The sequence below is a fragment of the Priestia sp. BR_2 genome (genome assembly GCF_041954005.1).
Lineage (GTDB): Bacteria > Bacillota > Bacilli > Paenibacillales > Paenibacillaceae > Paenibacillus_AQ > Paenibacillus_AQ lautus_A.
Window position 1 is genome coordinate 276511 of record NZ_JAVFHM010000294.1, and the last position, 16391, is coordinate 292901.

13 protein-coding genes are annotated in these 16391 nt (G+C 45.5%); 11 read left to right on the plus strand and 2 right to left on the minus strand.

All coding sequences use genetic code 11. The annotated features are described in order from the left end of the window. Positions 1–8: 8 nt before the first annotated feature. From RB298_RS25080 to RB298_RS25100, 5 genes are all read left to right on the plus strand, one after another. Positions 9–1868, plus strand: a complete 1860-nt coding sequence (locus RB298_RS25080; RefSeq protein WP_486049068.1) for a DUF6382 domain-containing protein — start codon at positions 9–11, stop codon at positions 1866–1868. A gap of 631 nt (positions 1869–2499) precedes the next feature. Further along, positions 2500–3336, plus strand: coding sequence for a hypothetical protein (locus tag RB298_RS25085; RefSeq protein ID WP_141397996.1), 837 nt, complete (start codon positions 2500–2502; stop codon positions 3334–3336). Positions 3337–4409: 1073 nt separating this feature from the next. Further along, on the plus strand, positions 4410–4577 hold the full coding sequence (locus RB298_RS25090) for a hypothetical protein (RefSeq protein WP_176502526.1): 168 nt from the start codon (positions 4410–4412) through the stop codon (positions 4575–4577). A 192-nt stretch (positions 4578–4769) separates the two neighbouring features. After that, on the plus strand, positions 4770–5372 hold the full coding sequence (locus RB298_RS25095; protein ID WP_096776489.1) for a hypothetical protein: 603 nt from the start codon (positions 4770–4772) through the stop codon (positions 5370–5372). Between the two features lie 72 nt (positions 5373–5444). Beyond that, positions 5445–5795: a hypothetical protein gene (locus RB298_RS25100; RefSeq protein ID WP_096776488.1), complete on the plus strand. Its 351-nt coding sequence runs from the start codon at positions 5445–5447 to the stop codon at positions 5793–5795. 423 nt (positions 5796–6218) lie between these two features. Here the strand turns inward: RB298_RS25100 and RB298_RS25105 are convergent, their stop codons facing one another. Beyond that, positions 6219–8543 (minus strand): helix-turn-helix domain-containing protein, encoded by a 2325-nt coding sequence (locus RB298_RS25105; RefSeq protein WP_096776487.1) that lies wholly within the window; start codon positions 8541–8543, stop codon positions 6219–6221. Between the two features lie 299 nt (positions 8544–8842). Between RB298_RS25105 and RB298_RS25110 the strand changes: the two genes are divergently transcribed. From RB298_RS25110 to RB298_RS25130, 5 genes are all read left to right on the plus strand, one after another. Next, entirely contained in the window at positions 8843–9778 is a 936-nt protein-coding gene (locus RB298_RS25110; RefSeq protein ID WP_255250644.1) for an ABC transporter permease, read from the plus strand. A gap of 51 nt (positions 9779–9829) precedes the next feature. Continuing rightward, positions 9830–10702, plus strand: coding sequence for a carbohydrate ABC transporter permease (locus tag RB298_RS25115; RefSeq protein WP_375122039.1), 873 nt, complete (start codon positions 9830–9832; stop codon positions 10700–10702). Positions 10703–10763: 61 nt separating this feature from the next. Next, entirely contained in the window at positions 10764–12299 is a 1536-nt protein-coding gene (locus tag RB298_RS25120) for an extracellular solute-binding protein (RefSeq protein ID WP_096776486.1), read from the plus strand. Positions 12300–12341: 42 nt separating this feature from the next. Continuing rightward, on the plus strand, positions 12342–13286 hold the full coding sequence (locus RB298_RS25125) for a DUF1861 family protein (RefSeq protein WP_255250643.1): 945 nt from the start codon (positions 12342–12344) through the stop codon (positions 13284–13286). Positions 13287–13424: 138 nt separating this feature from the next. After that, positions 13425–14435 carry a glycoside hydrolase family 130 protein gene (locus RB298_RS25130; protein ID WP_486049073.1) on the plus strand — a complete coding sequence of 337 codons (1011 nt, stop codon included), beginning with the start codon at positions 13425–13427 and terminating at the stop codon, positions 14433–14435. A 201-nt stretch (positions 14436–14636) separates the two neighbouring features. Here RB298_RS25130 and RB298_RS25135 read toward each other — a convergent pair whose 3' ends face one another. After that, positions 14637–15110 (minus strand): DUF2621 domain-containing protein, encoded by a 474-nt coding sequence (locus RB298_RS25135; protein ID WP_009594427.1) that lies wholly within the window; start codon positions 15108–15110, stop codon positions 14637–14639. A gap of 125 nt (positions 15111–15235) precedes the next feature. On the opposite strand from RB298_RS25135, the gene RB298_RS25140 reads away from it, so the two are divergent. Beyond that, positions 15236–16357: a deoxyribonuclease IV gene (locus tag RB298_RS25140; RefSeq protein WP_375122038.1), complete on the plus strand. Its 1122-nt coding sequence runs from the start codon at positions 15236–15238 to the stop codon at positions 16355–16357. Positions 16358–16391: the final 34 nt, after the last annotated feature.

Consider the following 16391-nt stretch of genomic DNA (forward strand, 5'->3'; position numbering starts at 1 on the left):
CGGCGCTTATGTTCGGATTAAAGGCGGATTTTATGCAGAACGGCGGAACGATCATGGTGCTGGACCGGGATGAAGGGATCCAGTCAGCAGAACTGAATCATGTGCAGCTGGGCATGATCCGTTCTTCGAGAATCCCGCACTTTTTGAAGCTGCATATGAAAGAAGTCGATTACAAAGTAACCTTGGAATATGATATCACCGGCAAAAAGATGCTGTCTCAGGCATTGAAGAGCGAGCGCATGACGTTGACCGAGTACTATGGGCTGCTGCTGCAGATCGCTACCGCATTGGAGGACAGCAGGCTGTATATGCTTCAACCCGAGAATTACATACTTCATGAGGATTTTCTGTTTGTTGAAGGCTCCCTGCATCTTGGCACATTATATTTAACCTATGTTCCCCTTGCCGTTAACGAGACAAGCAGTAACCGTCTCCCTGTAACGCTTAAGGAACTTATGACAAGGCTTCTCTTATCGGTCTCGGAGCTGAAAGGAGGAGGGATACAAGCATTGATGACCTTCTGCAGTGAACAGAGCTTCAGTTTGCCGGGACTTAAGCGGCTTGTCATTGAACTGCTTGCAGGAGAAGATGGTGAAAGCGATCAATCAGGAACGCAAGCGAAGATGGCAGTGCCTGCACATGTGAATGAAAGATTGCCCTATACCGATAATCCCTCAAACAGCAGCGTCTCCAGGCCTGCCTTCTCATTTGCAGAGCCGGCTCACAGCCGGAGTGCGGCATTGCAGACGGAGAATGACGGCAACACGGATAAACAGAGTTTAATTCGAAGCCTGACGGAACGTACCAACGAGATGTTTGGGAAAAGCGGCCGAAACGAAGAAGGTAATTCTCACGCCGGTCGCACCCCATCAGGTCTTCCTGCGTGGTCATCTGGCACAGATGATCCAAGTCTTGATGAAGCGGAGCATGGCAGGTCTTCGCCGGTTCGGACTTATATTTTGCTAGGATGTTTGCTCGCCGCAGCGGGAGCTTGGAGAATGTTGTACATGAATCAACCGGGTCCGCTGATGTTGGGGCTATCGGTAGGGATTACGATTCTGCTTGCCGTGATCGCTTGGCTCGGCTACACGGGCAAACTCCGGCTGCTCTCACGGAGAGCGGAGGATTGGTCCGGTTCATTGCCCGTGTTTGAATCCACAGAGCTGAGTCCGCAAGAGCATGCCAAGTGGAAGTCCGTCCCGCGTTTTGAGGCAGATCCCTTATCAGGTCTTCTTACGGGAAGACAGGCAGCGGACTCAGGGAAAGCGGCAGAAGCAGAGCTTGGTGAGGGGAATGAGCATTGGAGATGGCAGGTTCCTAAATCTCCATTTAACCTTGAGCGGGATCAGCCTTCAGCGGGATCTTCCGTACAGTCTTTTCGGGACCAGGCTTTTTCGCGTTCTCCTAACGCCGGGGCAGGAGATTCTTATAGGGAAGAAGGGGATTATTATGCCCAGCTGTCCCAACGGACGGAGGTGCTTTCGTCCTCTGGTGGTGGGGGAGCTACCGTGCTGTTAAGTCCAGAGACCGCCGTTCGTCCGCCCGGGCAACATTCGGCCAGGGACTATCTTGAGCTTAACGAACCGAATGCAGCCGTCCCGAAGCGAATTGAACTGCATCAGCCCCATTTCATCATCGGCCGCTCTCCCGACGTCGCCCAATTCGTAGCTGAAGGTGTGGGGACTTCGCGGGCACATGTCGAGCTTTCGCGCGAAAGCGGTGGATACGTCCTGAAGGATCTGGGTTCCAGAAACGGTACAATGTTGAAGGGAGAATCCATGGTGCCTTATAAAGAATACCCTTTGATGGAAGGGGATGCCTTTATTATTGCCGGATGGACGTTTACCCTGCGCAGGGGGGTATATTAATACGGGATTATTATAGTAGAAGTAAGATTTGCGAAGCCATTATTCTATGAAGTTTAGAGGGAATTCGGATTATTGCAGAAAACCAAAGGTGTACCCTAATTTTTAGAGGGGCCTTTGGTTTTTTATTTTTAATAGATCTAATGATGATTATGGTAAAATGTACCGAGTAACTATACATGACTAACTTTATATATGTTAACGATTAGTTGAAAAAAACATCTTGTGTTTTTTGATTCATGTGTATAAGGAGGACTTTGATGTGTCTGAAGATCTAAATAGAGAAATATTGAGAGAGCTAAAAGAAATCAATAATAAACTAGACACCTTGAACTCGTCAAAAGGAATATCAGGAACTCTAAAAGTTATATGCCCTGATAAGTAGATTAAACGGTAAGTAAACTGAATATATTGTAACATTGAAGAGGATCAGCACTTATAGGTGCTGATTCTTTTTTGTTGTTGGATGTGTAGAACTGTCTGCAATTCGCGTACGGTTAAACAGATACCTATAAGAGAACAATTATGGGCTGGAATAATACATTCTGATAATTTAAGCCTTAGACAGCCTTCTAGAGTTTATGGTAATATATGGAAGTGCGTCTTAGTATAGATGACAGGGGAGAATATGAAAGTGTCTGAGGAAGTCAAAGAGAAACAGGAGAATAAACGTAAGATCTCGTTCATGAGTGAAGGTATCTTAATAGGGGGATTAACTGCAGTCGGGTACGCAATAGCATATTATTATGAAAAGGGATATAAAGGGTACTTCTTAATGCCAGTGGATTACATCGAATTGAATCCAACGATGATTATAAGGGTAATCGGATTAACTCTTGTCATTGGTATTTTTCTTTTTGCATTTATTGACTTAATTTCTATTTATCTCAATCAACTTAAATCGCTTAATAGTGCAGTTTCATCAATAATCGACAATATAACTGGGCTAGGAATATCGTATTTCTTTTTTATGATGTTAATTGGTTTGAACGAACAATCATTCTTTATGTTTTTGCTTTTTCTAGCAGTGATATCACTTATAAATTTTGGCATGCCTCTATTAACACACAGAAAAACAAAGGGATATAGAAACAAGCTCGAAGCTGCTGTTAAAATGGAGGAGGAAAGAAACAGTAATTCTTTGAAGGGCTTGTTGTATTCGATAAGACAGCGGTTGGGCTACAAAAACTTTAGATTAGCTTTGTATTTATTACTCATCGCAGCAACAATTCCTAATTTCTCATTGCTTGGGAAAACCAATGCAAACGCACAGACAAAATTTATGATAGTAGAAGGAAATCCAAAGTACATTGTGGTGGGAACTTACAAGGATTATGCAGTAGTAGCAGAGTTGGATACCATAAAGAAAGAGGTTATTCCGAATTATAAACTAAACAGAAATGAGAAGTTCATTGCTAAGTTATATGATGTTGGAAAGCTCAAAGTTGCCGAGCCTGAGACATTGAAATGAAGACAAGAAAATGGCTTAAAGTATAGACGTTATCTTAGTTTAGTTACTTTATATCGGATTAATCCAATAACACATGTGATAATCGTAAGTGCACTAAGCACCATGATTCAGTGACCCAGTGAAGTCCAGGAACAATAAGATGAATAGTAGAGTTAGTAATAGTATGTACACCTATTGTTACTTATGTTAAGAGCCTCTTTTGTTATGTGCTTGTGTTAGAAACTACTGATAAGGTTGTAGGGAGCCATTTTTGATTTCCTACAATACGGCCTTAGTGCATGGAGTGTTTATTCTTTTATGGAGGATAGGTGCTCTTTTCATTTTGTGACAGTTCTAGGTGTAAGCGTTCGGTACGTTACGTTTAGGGAAAAATTAATAGCATTTTTTATAATGAGGCGAAATCTAAATATTTAGTCTTCCACTCACAGATTTATGTTATTTATACGATACGAGTTTTGAATTCTAAAAACCCTTATATATCAACGTTTTCTTATTTGATCTGTAGTCAATTAGTCAACTTGAAAAAGACTGTAAACCCTTGATGTTACTGGGTTTATTAAGCATTTTTGCATTGGCTCTTACGATTCGATTTACGATTTGAAAAAGGGATATAGAATAGTGCATATAAACTAAGGGCTTATCGCTTACCAGCAAGATACTTGTCTAACGAGGAACAATGCTTCAAATTCTTGACACTGTTGGGTTTAACGCTAAATTAATCAGTAATGCGTACGATTAGTGTTCTCGATTCGATAATATCATAATAATCCATCGTTATGTTCTTAACTCTATAGCGTTCAATGTGTGTCAAAAAGGTACACTTTATGGAATGGTACATCAGAACCTTAGCTGAAAAGGTAATCGATCAGTTTTGTTAAGGGCCAGTCTTACTTTATACCTGCCCGAAATTTAACGGTAAACGGCTTGATTATTCCAAATATTTTTATCGATAGCTTATAATTATAAAAATGTATTCATTAGAAAAAGAGTGGGGGTTATATGAATCGCGATGCTCTTGATAGGATTAATGTAGTGGTTAATTGTGCTGTAAATACAAGGAATAAACATAAGTCATGGGAAATGAAATTGCTGATATTGCTAGTGAAATTGAGATACCTTCTGGGATGGTCGGTGAGGGTCTCTTAAAAGAAGAACTATACCGCAACTTTGTTCTGCGCCAAAGGAAAGAGATAAAAGATCTTATTGCTCAAATGTATACCTATTTACGATTAGTGAGATAAAGGGAAAACACCATTATACATTTATGAATCTAAATAAAACAACGATTTTACGATAAATCGACAATAAATTATAAAAACCAGTAATATAAAACAAAATATTCCAAATTATAATTGAAAATTACATAATTTTGTATTATATTATAATTACATATAAATACATTACATACAAAAAAACTATATGGAGGGATTTATTTGAAATTATTTTTTAAGAGGAAAACATCATTCTTATTGACCGTAGCGTTGTTATTTAATCTTTGGGGCATTGCCACCGTTCAAGCCGATGAGTTGACACATCAATCATATGAAGAGAATGTTGGTATTGATCTTGATGAATTACCAGCTGTTACTATAACAACTAAAGAAGAATTCGAGGCGAATGCAAGTGTGTCTAGCATTCCTAGCTGTAATAGCAATGGTTGGAGACCAGGTTCGTCAGGATATTCAAGAGCTATGACACAATATAGCGCAGTGTCAAACACTATGCAGTGGGGTTTTGAATTTACTCCTATGGGTAGAAGCTTTTTTGGCCCAATTGTCACAGTCTCGGGTACTGGTGGCTCTGTAACTAATACAGATTTGGGTTATTTTAGAACATTATTTGGTAGTAGTGTCTATGCGCCTCACGTACAATCTGTCGATTACCTGTTCCATGGAAGTATTTCAAAGTATAATTACATGGGAGGACAAGCAGCCAGCTTGAATTCTGGAGACGTTGTTACAATCAATTTAGGTGCAGTTGGTACAGCAGCTCATAAACCAATGGGAAGTTTCAGCATTTCTTGTAAGGTAGATTAATAAATATCAAAGAAGAGGGCGGATTTTACGTCCTTTTCTTTCTTTATCGAATATAAATAGAGGAGAATTATTATGGACAATGATGAAAAAAATATAAGAGACGTATACAGCGAATATGTATCGAAAAGCGCAGAAGGGAATAAAATCTACATAAGAAATAAATCTGTACCTGTAATCTGGTATGAAGAAAAAAAGGCTTTCCAGTCAATGTTCGAAGCTCAGGAATATATATCTAGTGAGATTTATCCTGCTATCCTCCAAAGTTGTAACGGCTATAAAACCACAGATCCCAAATTGGCTTATTCTCTTCTTTTCGAGTTAATAAAGACAAAAACGCATGGTAGCATAGAATTAAAGGCGTTTGCGGATATTGAAGTAATAAATAATCAACTATATTATTTGGTTTGGATATCTTCCAGTTAACAATACATATTGAAAGAGCTAAAAGAAATCAATAATAAACTAGACACCTTGAACTCGTCAAAAGGAATATCAGGAACTCTGAAAGTTATTGCTCTGATATTCGGGTTTATAGTGCTAGGTCCTTTGCTTGTTAGGATAATGGTGTATCTATTTAATTTAACTGGATAAGGTAATTACCCCCTGCCAGAAGCCAGACGGACAATCCCAGAAGAGGCTTAGCTCCAACAAGAGTAACTCGTCCAGCGATGCTGGTATGGCGTGTAGTCGATGCTTTTTTGTGTAGAATCATCTATAGGTAAAAATGAATTATTGTTGCAGTGTACCTTGAGAAGAGCACTCTACTCATTGAGGTCACTGTCATAGCTGGAGCTGGAAATTTAGCCGCAACACCCGTTTTTTCGCAAACCGAAAGCTCAAATTTGTTTATTCTCCAGCCCTTTCATTGCCTCTTATCGCCTCCTGCTCACGGAAGACGGAAGGAGTCAGGCCGTATTTTTTCTTGAATAGAGTGGAGAAGTAAGTGATATTGTACATTCCGACCGATTCACTGATTTTGGCTGCAGTCTCATGGGTGGAAGCAAGCAAATCCTTTGCTTTCTCCAGCCTGGTGTGATTCAGGTATTCGCTGAACGATTGACGGGTTGCTTTTTTGAAGAGCTTACCCAAATAGCTTGGCGACAGGCCGGCAATGTTGGACACCAGCTCCAGAGATAAGTTTGGCTCGGCATAATGTTCTTGGATGTAATTCTGCACTTTTTCAATGATATCATTGTGCTTCTGGGCATTCATCCAGAGATTCTTCTCTTCGATTAATGTACAGATATTAAAACAATAGCGATTGAAAGTTTCCTTGATTTCCGTCAGATGTTCGGCGGATTCAATTTCGGTCACTGCATCCAGATACTCGTTGAAATTGGAATCCGGCACATGCTGCAAATAGTCAAAGTGTTTAAGTAAGGATAGCATGAGCTGGGTGCTGTATGTAATGACCTGATTGATTGAACCGTTAGAGATCTGTTCCACGAATTGTCCGATTGCATCCCGGATTGCTTCCGGCTTCCCGGACTGCACAGCATCGATTAGCTTCTTCTCGAAGGCGCTGGGATAACTTAAGGCCGTCATCATATGGGGCCGTGTTGTTACGGCATCCAGGATCGATTCCTTCCCGTAGATTAGCCGGTATTTAACATACTGCTGCGCCGAAGTATAGGAGTAAGAAATATTTTTCCTGCCGTAACTTATATCCCCTATGCCAATGGATACCGTCACCTTGAAGTAACGGTTCAGAAAACTCTGAATATTGCCCAAGGCAGCCTCGAGCTCCTCAGGATGTTGGTTGTTCGTACACTGAAGGATTGCGACGGCTTCATTTCCCCCCATAAACAGGTAATCACATGCTCCGATAGGCTCCAGCATCTCTTTTGCAATATTGCCTAGAGCGAAGAGCAGCAGCGGCTGCTGTTCCGTCTCCATCCTCCCTCTTGTCGGTTCCAGCGCATTGATTTTGAATACAAGCACGCAAAAATAAGGCCCCGATACTTTCTTGTCGATATCCCGAATTAATTCGCTCGGAACAGAATGTTCCAGCGGATGACCCCAGAGTAACGAAAGTAAGTAATGCTCACGAATCGTTCGGGAAGAGCGGTTGATCACGAATTGCATCGATTTTTCACGTTCCTCCAACGAATGGAAAACCTCGGTCATCATCTTATATTCATCTATGAACGGCGAATCGGAGACTGGAGAATCCGTGTCCGGCATGATCCTTTCAAACAGCGTCGATAACGGTCTATAAATGCTCTTGGTCAGAAAAATAGAGATCAGCAGACCTGTCAGTACAATTCCGGCTGTCACAAGCAGCGTAACGTTGCGGAGACGGTCAATGTTGGAGATGAGTCCGGAGTAAGGGGAAACGCTTACAAAATACCAGTCCATTTTCTCCGACTTCACATAAGTGACCAGATGCTTTTTATTTAGAATATTTGTTGTGAAGCTGTTCTCTTCCTTGTCCTGATTTAGAATTTGCTGCACATACTGTTCCTCGGACCAATCTTTCAGAAATAAACTTGAATCGGTATGGGAGAGCACTTTGCCCTCTTTGTTGATGACAAAAACGTTGTTGGCGGAATCCGCTTTGCTGATTTTGCGGATCGTCGTCAGAATCGACTTTTCTTCCACATTGATATAGATAAGCGGGTTGTCGGAGGTCTTAAATGAAAAATCCGGGTAAAGCAGAAAGGTCAGGAGCTGAAGCGGCGCATCGTTGTTGCGGTCGGCAACGGTCAAGCTACGTGGATAGAATTCCATGTACCGCTCCGCGCTAAGGGTGATGAGCGAGGAGTCGAATGGAAGCCCGGCAGTATCGACGGCTGTTCCCGTAGAAGGCCGGTAGATCCCGGCGCTGTAAATATAAGGGTACACACTTATAATCTGGTTCATTTGTTGGAATATCCGATAATTGTTCGTCTTGTCCTCCAACGTGTCATTCAGGAATGAGGTGATTTCCGGCTGGATGAGCAGCGCATTACCGATTGTCATGACTTGGTTATAGACGACCTCCGAGGCGTAAGTGATTTGGGATAACATGGCTTTGGAATTGCGGTCGATCTCCTTGACGGCGCTTTTGGAGAAGAGAAGGAAGAGGACGCCGGACAGCAGGCTGACGGTTAGTAGAACGAGCAGGAAATATGAAATTGTAAGTTTTTGAAACGCCTTGTATCGAACAAGCCGATTCATGGTGTTCCGCATGAAGAATTCCTCCCAATGCCGTTAATATAACCTCTTCACTATAGGACATATCTGGCTAAAAAGGTACTCCTTCTCGCAAAAATGAAAGCCGTTTCGATAATTTGAAAGGCCTATGTTTTATATCGAAAATTTCCATTCTTGTGCAATGAAAAGTCAATTCGAAATTTGAAAGCCCTTTAATCGAATCGTGAAAGCGATATCCGGTATTTGAAATTGGAAACGCTGACCCGCTGCTATAGAGTTAGAGCAAGCGTCAACGCAGCCCAAAAATGTACACTGCAAAGAAGGAGGATAAGAAATTGGAAAAGAGACAGCGACCGGCATTCGGCATGTTTTCTGATATCCGTAGGAATGGAACATCTTACTTGCTGGTCCTTCCGGCGATGGTTTACACGTTTATTTTCGGGTATTTGACGTATCCGTATATACTGATTGCTTTCCAACGATTCAATTATACAAAGGGCATATTTCATAGCGAGTGGGTAGGATTAAAGAACTTCGAGTTCTTTTTCGGGTCGAGCAAGGCGTTTACGGTCACCTTTAACACCATCTTTCTAAATTTGCTCTTTATTCTCTTTGGAACGCTGACGGCACTGGCCATCTCACTGATCCTGAACGAGCTGCGCAAGAAGCTGTTCGTCAAAATCAGCCAATCCATGATGTTGTTTCCGAACTTCATTTCCTGGATCGTCATCAGCTATGTGCTGTATGCTTTTTTTTCTATGGATATGGGGATCGTGAACAAATTGCTGAATCAGCTTGGCCTCGCCTCGGTCAACTGGTACACCGAGCCGAAGGTATGGCCGGCTGTTCTTACCGTCATGCATGTGTGGAAAGGAGCAGGGATGAGCGCCATCATTTATCTGGCTACCATCACCGGGATCGATGAGACGTTGTATGAAGCTGCCGAGATTGATGGGGCTAACCGGTGGCAGATGTGCATGCGCATTACGATTCCGTTGATGATGCCTACGGTGGTTATACTGATGCTGCTCTCGGTCGGCAAAATCATGTACGGCGACTTCGGGATGATCTACGCCTTGATTGGCGACAATGGCACCTTGTATTCGACCACGGATATCATTGATACGTATGTATTCCGCTCTTTGCGTCAGATTGGCGACCCTTCCGAAGCTATGGCTGTCGGATTGTTCCAGTCCGTCATCGGGTTTATTCTAGTCTTCGGCACGAATGCCATTACCCGCAAATTTTTTAAAGATGGCGCGTTGTATTAGAATCCGGTTTCGGCGATAGATTCCTGAAGAAAGGTTTTAGGAGGTATAGAAGTGAAGACGTTTTCATTCAGCAGGACGATTATGTATGCTCTCATTACGATTTATTCGGCGCTTTGTTTGCTTCCAATGCTTCTGGTTCTGATGATCTCGGTCACGGATGAGGATGCCATATTGAAGAACGGATACAGCCTTTTCCCGGAGGAGTTCTCTTTGTATGCCTATAAGCTAATCTTTACAGGGGGTTCCCAAGTCATGCAGAGCTACGGTATTTCCATTTTCGTCACAATTGTTGGTACAGTGCTGGCGATTCTGATTACCTCCATGGCTGGCTATACGTTGGCGAACAAAAATGTGAAATACCGCAATTCATTGGCGCTTTATTTCTTTATTACCATGATTTTTTCGGCGGGAATTGTTCCCTGGTATCTGATGAATCGGTCGCTTGGATTGACCAATAACATCTTTGCTTTGATCATTCCGTCGCTGCTGTTCAGCCCGTTCAACCTCTTCCTTGTGCGGAATTTCATGAGCGGGATTCCCGACTCGCTGCGAGAGTCGGCAAACATAGACGGGGCCAGCGATATTACGATTGCCTTCCGGATCTATCTTCCTTTATGCAAACCGGTATTGGCGACGATTGCGCTATTCTACGGACTTGATTACTGGAACAATTGGTGGAATGCAATCATGTTGATTGACAGCAAGGATTTGTACCCGCTGCAATTTATGCTGCTGCAAATGCAATCGGAGATCAGCATGCTGAACGAGATGACGATGCTGGCTGGAACAAGCGACATCACGCTTCCTTCAGAATCGGTCAAGATGGCAACAGCGATCGTGACGATCGGGCCGATCGTCTTACTCTATCCGTATTTGCAAAAATACTTCGTGAAAGGCCTAGTTATAGGTTCTGTCAAAGGCTGATTTACTCCCCTTCGGGGTTAACATAAATTAAGCACTTTATAGAAGGAGGTCAATATTTAATATGAAAAAGTATGGTGTGTTTCTATTGGCTGTGGTTCTTGTGCTTTCGACGTTAATTGGATGCGGTAAGGGAGACAATTCTTCAGTCTCCAATTCAGAGAATAATGAGAAGCCTGCCAATACGGTCAAAATCAAATATTTAGTTCCAGGCACAGAGCCGAAAGACTACAAGGAAGTGTTCCAAAAGGTCAATGAGAAGCTGGCTGCGGACGGTGTCGGCGTTGAGGTGGAAAAAATATATATACCGTGGGATGCGTGGGATCAGAAGCTGAACTTAATGCTCTCCACTGGGGAAGATTTCGACCTGTTCCACGTCATGCAGGACCGCACGCCGTTCTCGAGCTACTATAACCGCGGTGCACTGGCGGATATCACGGATGCGATCGAAAAGCATGGAGAAAATCTGAAGAAATATATTCCGGATGATATCTTCGACGGAGCTAAAATCGACGGCAAGTATTATGCCGTTCCCTCTTATTGGGTCGAAATGGCGAGTGAAGGTCAATTCAATATTCGTCGTGACATTCTCGCCGAGAATAATCTCGAAGAGCCGACGACACCAGATGAATTGATCAGCGCTTGGGAGATTGTCATGAAGAACTGGAAGGGAAGCAATAAGCCCTATCTTGGCACTCGCGCTGACTTTGACCCGATCTACCTGCATACGTCCATCCTGCACCGGACTTATGACACGTTCCCGTTTACCGTGAAGGATAAGTTCTTCTATGTGAATCAAAGCGGTGAGGTTAAGTCTTGGATTGAGACCGAAGAGTTCAAGAAAGATGCGTCTTTCATGCGCGAGCTGTACACCAAGGGCATTACCAATCCCGATATCCTGGTCATGAAGCAGGAGCAGGTAGATGCACAACTCGACAGCGGTGAATGGTTCGTCCGTTTGGGAACTGGCGGAAGCTTGAACGGGCTCAAGAAGTACAATCCAGAAGCCACTGTAAACGATATCGGCGTTGTATGGTTTAACCCGGAGAAAGAATATATGCGTCCGCTCACCTTCAAGAACGGAAATGCCGTACCGGTAAATAGCAAAAATCCGGAAGCGGCCGTCAAATTCATCGATTGGATGCTGGCAAGCCAAGAAAACTATGATCTTGTACAATATGGCATTGAAGGCAAGCACTACACCAAGGACGGTGAGACGGGCTTTAAGCCGATCAAGGATCCGAATAACAATAATAATCCGGGGTATAGAGGTTCTGATTCGCAAAACGGCAATGTAAACTTCATGCGATTTGACTTGGAGAACAGCATTCCAGATAACAACAAAGTCTTGTTTGAGCCAAATCCGAATGCAATCAACAGTATCGCGGCGAATTTTATTTTTGACCCGACGAATGTAAGGGCCGAATACACCAATATTTTGTCGGAAGCTTCGGCAAGCATCACTCCGATTTATATGGGGGTTCAAGAATACGATAAGGCCTTCCCGGCTGCACTGGAAAAAATGAGGAAAGCCGGTCTGGATAAAGTGGTTGCTGAATACCAGAAGCAATTTCAGGATTATCAAGCTTCAATTAAATAAACGAGTTGAAAAACAAAAGGAAGGTGTGGAGGAATTTTGACCTTGCAGAAGCAACGAATTGAATTTGAAGCGACAAAAACGATCTATGAAAGTGCAACCTTAAAATTTCATGGCGTGGATGGTTTTGATGTCTACAATATTTCGATTCCATTTAAACGGGATGGGAAGCGCTATTTGTTCGGGCGGGTAGAACGCCGCGAGGAATGGGCCCGCTCTTGGGTCCGCCTGTTCGAGGAAACGGGACAGGATGAATGGAGCGTGGTGGAAGACAGCATGATCTATACGCTGGAGGACCCTTACATCAGCGAGATCGGTGATGAGCTCGTAATGGGCGGGACTCATGTGCAATACCAAAGTGGAAGATACAGCACATTTTTCGGTTATTTCTTTCGGGGCACCGACCTCCATAATTTGTACTATTTCACGACTGGACCTAACAAAATGAAGGATATTCGCCTTGTTCCGTTGTCGGACGGCAGGATCGGCGTTTTCTCGCGTCCGCGCAGCGCCGAGATGAGGGGCAAATACGGGAGCGAATCCATGATCGGCTTTACGGTCGTTGACAGACTGGAAGATTTGACTGCGGACGTCATCGAGAACGCACCTTACATTCATGGCATTTTCGGGGAAGGCGAGTGGGGGGGCGTGAACCAGGCCTATCTGCTGGACAGCGGCAAAATCGGCATCATCGGCCACATTTGCTACCTGGATCAGGATGAGCACGGAGGGGAAGTGAAGGTGTATTTGAACATGGCCTTCGTCTTCGATCCGACAACCCGAGAATCCTCTAACCATCATCTGATCGGAAGCCGTTCCTGCTATCCGCCGGGACCCGCCAAGGCGCCGCAATTGGTCGACTGCGTCTTCTCTTCGGGCATTGTGATGCGCCCGGACGGCAATGTCGATCTCTACAGCGGCATAGGCGACTGTCAGGCAGGGCGCATCACGATTGACGATCCGTTCGCAGGATACGGACGCCTTGTTTAGAGGAAAATCGTAATGACTGCGCCCTCGCATGATGACTATGACGCACCAAGACTACTAAGCCCCTGCTTCCGAGGCGAGTTTTGCACGAAGCTGATGCCTGGAGCAATGCTCACAAAACTTTTAGGAGGATGCTAATTGATGAAAACCACAAATATACCTATCATCGGAGCGCTGGCGTCCAGCCCGATCATTCGCCGTCATCCGGCAAATCCCGTACTGGACGCGGCTCGCGTGCCGTATCCGACCGCGCTCGTCTTCAACGCTGGCGTCGCCAAGTTCGGCGGCCGTTATTGTATGGTATTCCGCAACGACTACGGTTCGCTGGAGAAGCAGACGATCGAGCCGAGCCATACGACGGATCTCGGCATCGCCTTCAGCGACGACGGCATTCACTGGACGGCGGGGCCGAAGCCGATCTTCAAGCTGCACGACGAAGAGATCGTGCGCGCCTATGATCCGCGTCTGACGGTCATTGACGGCCGCTGCTACATGTGCTTCGCCGTAGATACCCGGCACGGCATCCGGGGAGGTATTGCAGTAACGGACGATTTTGAATCCTTTGAAGTATTGAGCATGTCAACGCCAGACTTGCGAAACATGGTGCTATTCCCGGAACTGATCAACGGCAATTACGTCCGGCTGGAACGGCCGTTCACGGTGTATAGCCGCGGCGGAGTGGACCGGTTCGACACCTGGATCTCGGAGTCGCCGGATCTGATCTATTGGGGCCGTTCCGAGCTCCTGCTGGCGGTGGAGCAGGTGCCGTTCGCCAATGACAAGATCGGTCCGGCCGCACCGCCCGTGAAGACGGATAAGGGCTGGCTCACTACGTTCCATGCGGTGGATATTGATTCCGATAGAGGGAAGAACGGCTGGGAGCCGACCTGGAAGAAGCGGTATACTGCCGGCATTATGCTGCTCGATCTTGACAATCCGAAGAAGATCCTTGGCATGAGCGCATCGCCCCTGCTTGCGCCTGAGGCACTGTACGAGACGGATGGGGGCTTCCGCAATGATGTCATTTTCCCAGGCGGCATGGTGCTGGAGGAGGATGGAGAAGTGAAAATCTATTACGGGGCCGCCGACACGGTGGAATGCTTGGCTACCGCTCATGTGGACGATCTAATCCGGCTCTGTCTGGAGGGATAAGGATGGGGCAGGCGGAACGCAGTATCCTTCCGTCTTCAAATTAGTACAGGAATGGCATGATACCTGCGGTTCGGATTATATCCTGATGTGGAACAAACCAGCCCGTGGGGCATGTGCGGAATTCAACCGCCATGCACCACGGGCTGGGCTTTGTTTCTCTTTTTTTGTAAGTCTGGCCGATCCATTAAACTCAACAGACTTCTACTTATTGATCAAATGCTGGTAAGGCTTATAGTCGATTTCCTTCTTCTGGAGGAAATTCATCAGGAATTTGTAATCCCGCTTCGGCGTAGCCACGATGTAACCTTTAATGCAGTGATCCCGGGTGACTTCGGTTGCACCGGATTCGACGGCGATTTTGCCGATTTCGGCTGCAATGGAGTGTTTGGCGATATCCCGGAACGGTCCCGGAACAGGCTGCACCAGCTCGTCCAGAAATGCTTTGGATTCATCCGTCCACAGCGGACGGCTTCGCTCTACCCAGTAATTTTGCCAATCGAGCTTCGATTTGCCGTCGGCCTTGGGAAGCACTTTCAGAAACTTGCGGAACATAAAAAATCCGCCGATGCCCATCAGCCCGAGCATGACCCATCCCCAGAAGGCAATGGAGTTCATGAACCATGACGGCGGCGCACTGGACGACAAATAGCCCATGACGGCCCCTGTGCTCTTCATCTGTATATCACCTCAATGATTATTGTCACATGACACTTTCATGAGAATTATAACGCATTTCTAGATTTATTTCGATATACAAGCTAAAATAGGTGTAATTGTGTGTTAAAAAAGGGGGATGCAGCATGTTGAAAATTGGTTCCCACGTGTCGTTTTCGGACAAGGGATTGCTGACTGCGACGGCTGAAGCCACGTCTTACGGCTCAAGCTCGTTCATGATATATACCGGTGCGCCGCAAAATACGCGCCGCAAGCCGATCGACTCCATGTTTATCGAAGAAGGCAAAGCCGCCATGAAGGAAAGCCGGATTGAAGAAATCGTGGTCCACGCGCCGTACATTATCAACCTCGGATCGTACAAGCCGAATACGTTTGAACTGGCGGTGAGCTTTCTGCAGGAGGAGATTCGCCGCACGCATGCGGTCGGCGTGAAGAACATCGTTCTCCATCCCGGCGCATATACCGACAAGGATGCGGAATACGGCATCGACCGAATTGCGGAAGGTCTTAATGAAGTGCTCGGCGGTACGGATGAGACCGAAGTGAAGATTGCGCTTGAGACGATGGCCGGCAAAGGTACCGAAATGGGGCGCAGCTTTGAAGAAATTGCTTCCATTATTGATAAGGTGAAGTACAACGACCGATTAGCCATTTGCCTGGACACCTGCCATATTCATGACGCGGGATATGATATCGTGAATGATCTGGACGGCGTGCTGGAGCAGTTCGACAAGCTGATCGGGCTCGACCGTTTAACGGTCGTCCACGTGAACGATAGCAAGAACCCGCGCGGAGCGGGCAAAGACCGTCATACGCCGATTGGAACCGGATGGATCGGGTATGAAGCCATTCAGAGAGTGGTTCATCACGAGAAGCTCCAGGGCAGACCGTTCATTCTCGAAACGCCGTGGATCGGTAAAGATCCAAAAACCCAGCGTCCGATGTACGAGATCGAGATTGCGCTTCTGCGCGGGGATGTGGAAGGCCGTTTCGGCCAAGCTTTCACGCAGCAAGTGGAAGAGCTGGGTGCTTTCTTTGCCAAGGAAGGCATCGAGTCCCGTTCATTTGTACTGGATACCTGGACGCTGCTGAAGAATGATGCCAAAGCCAAAAAGGCCGATCCGCGCGAACCGATGGAGCGCCTGTACGATATGGTCATGGCGGCCGGCCTGCTGTCCGACCTGTCGGAGGAGCAGATCAATCAGCGCCTGATCGCTTGGTTGTCTGGTGTTTCCCTGACATCCTAAGCTTCATTAGAAATGGCATATTAGTAAGAAACTG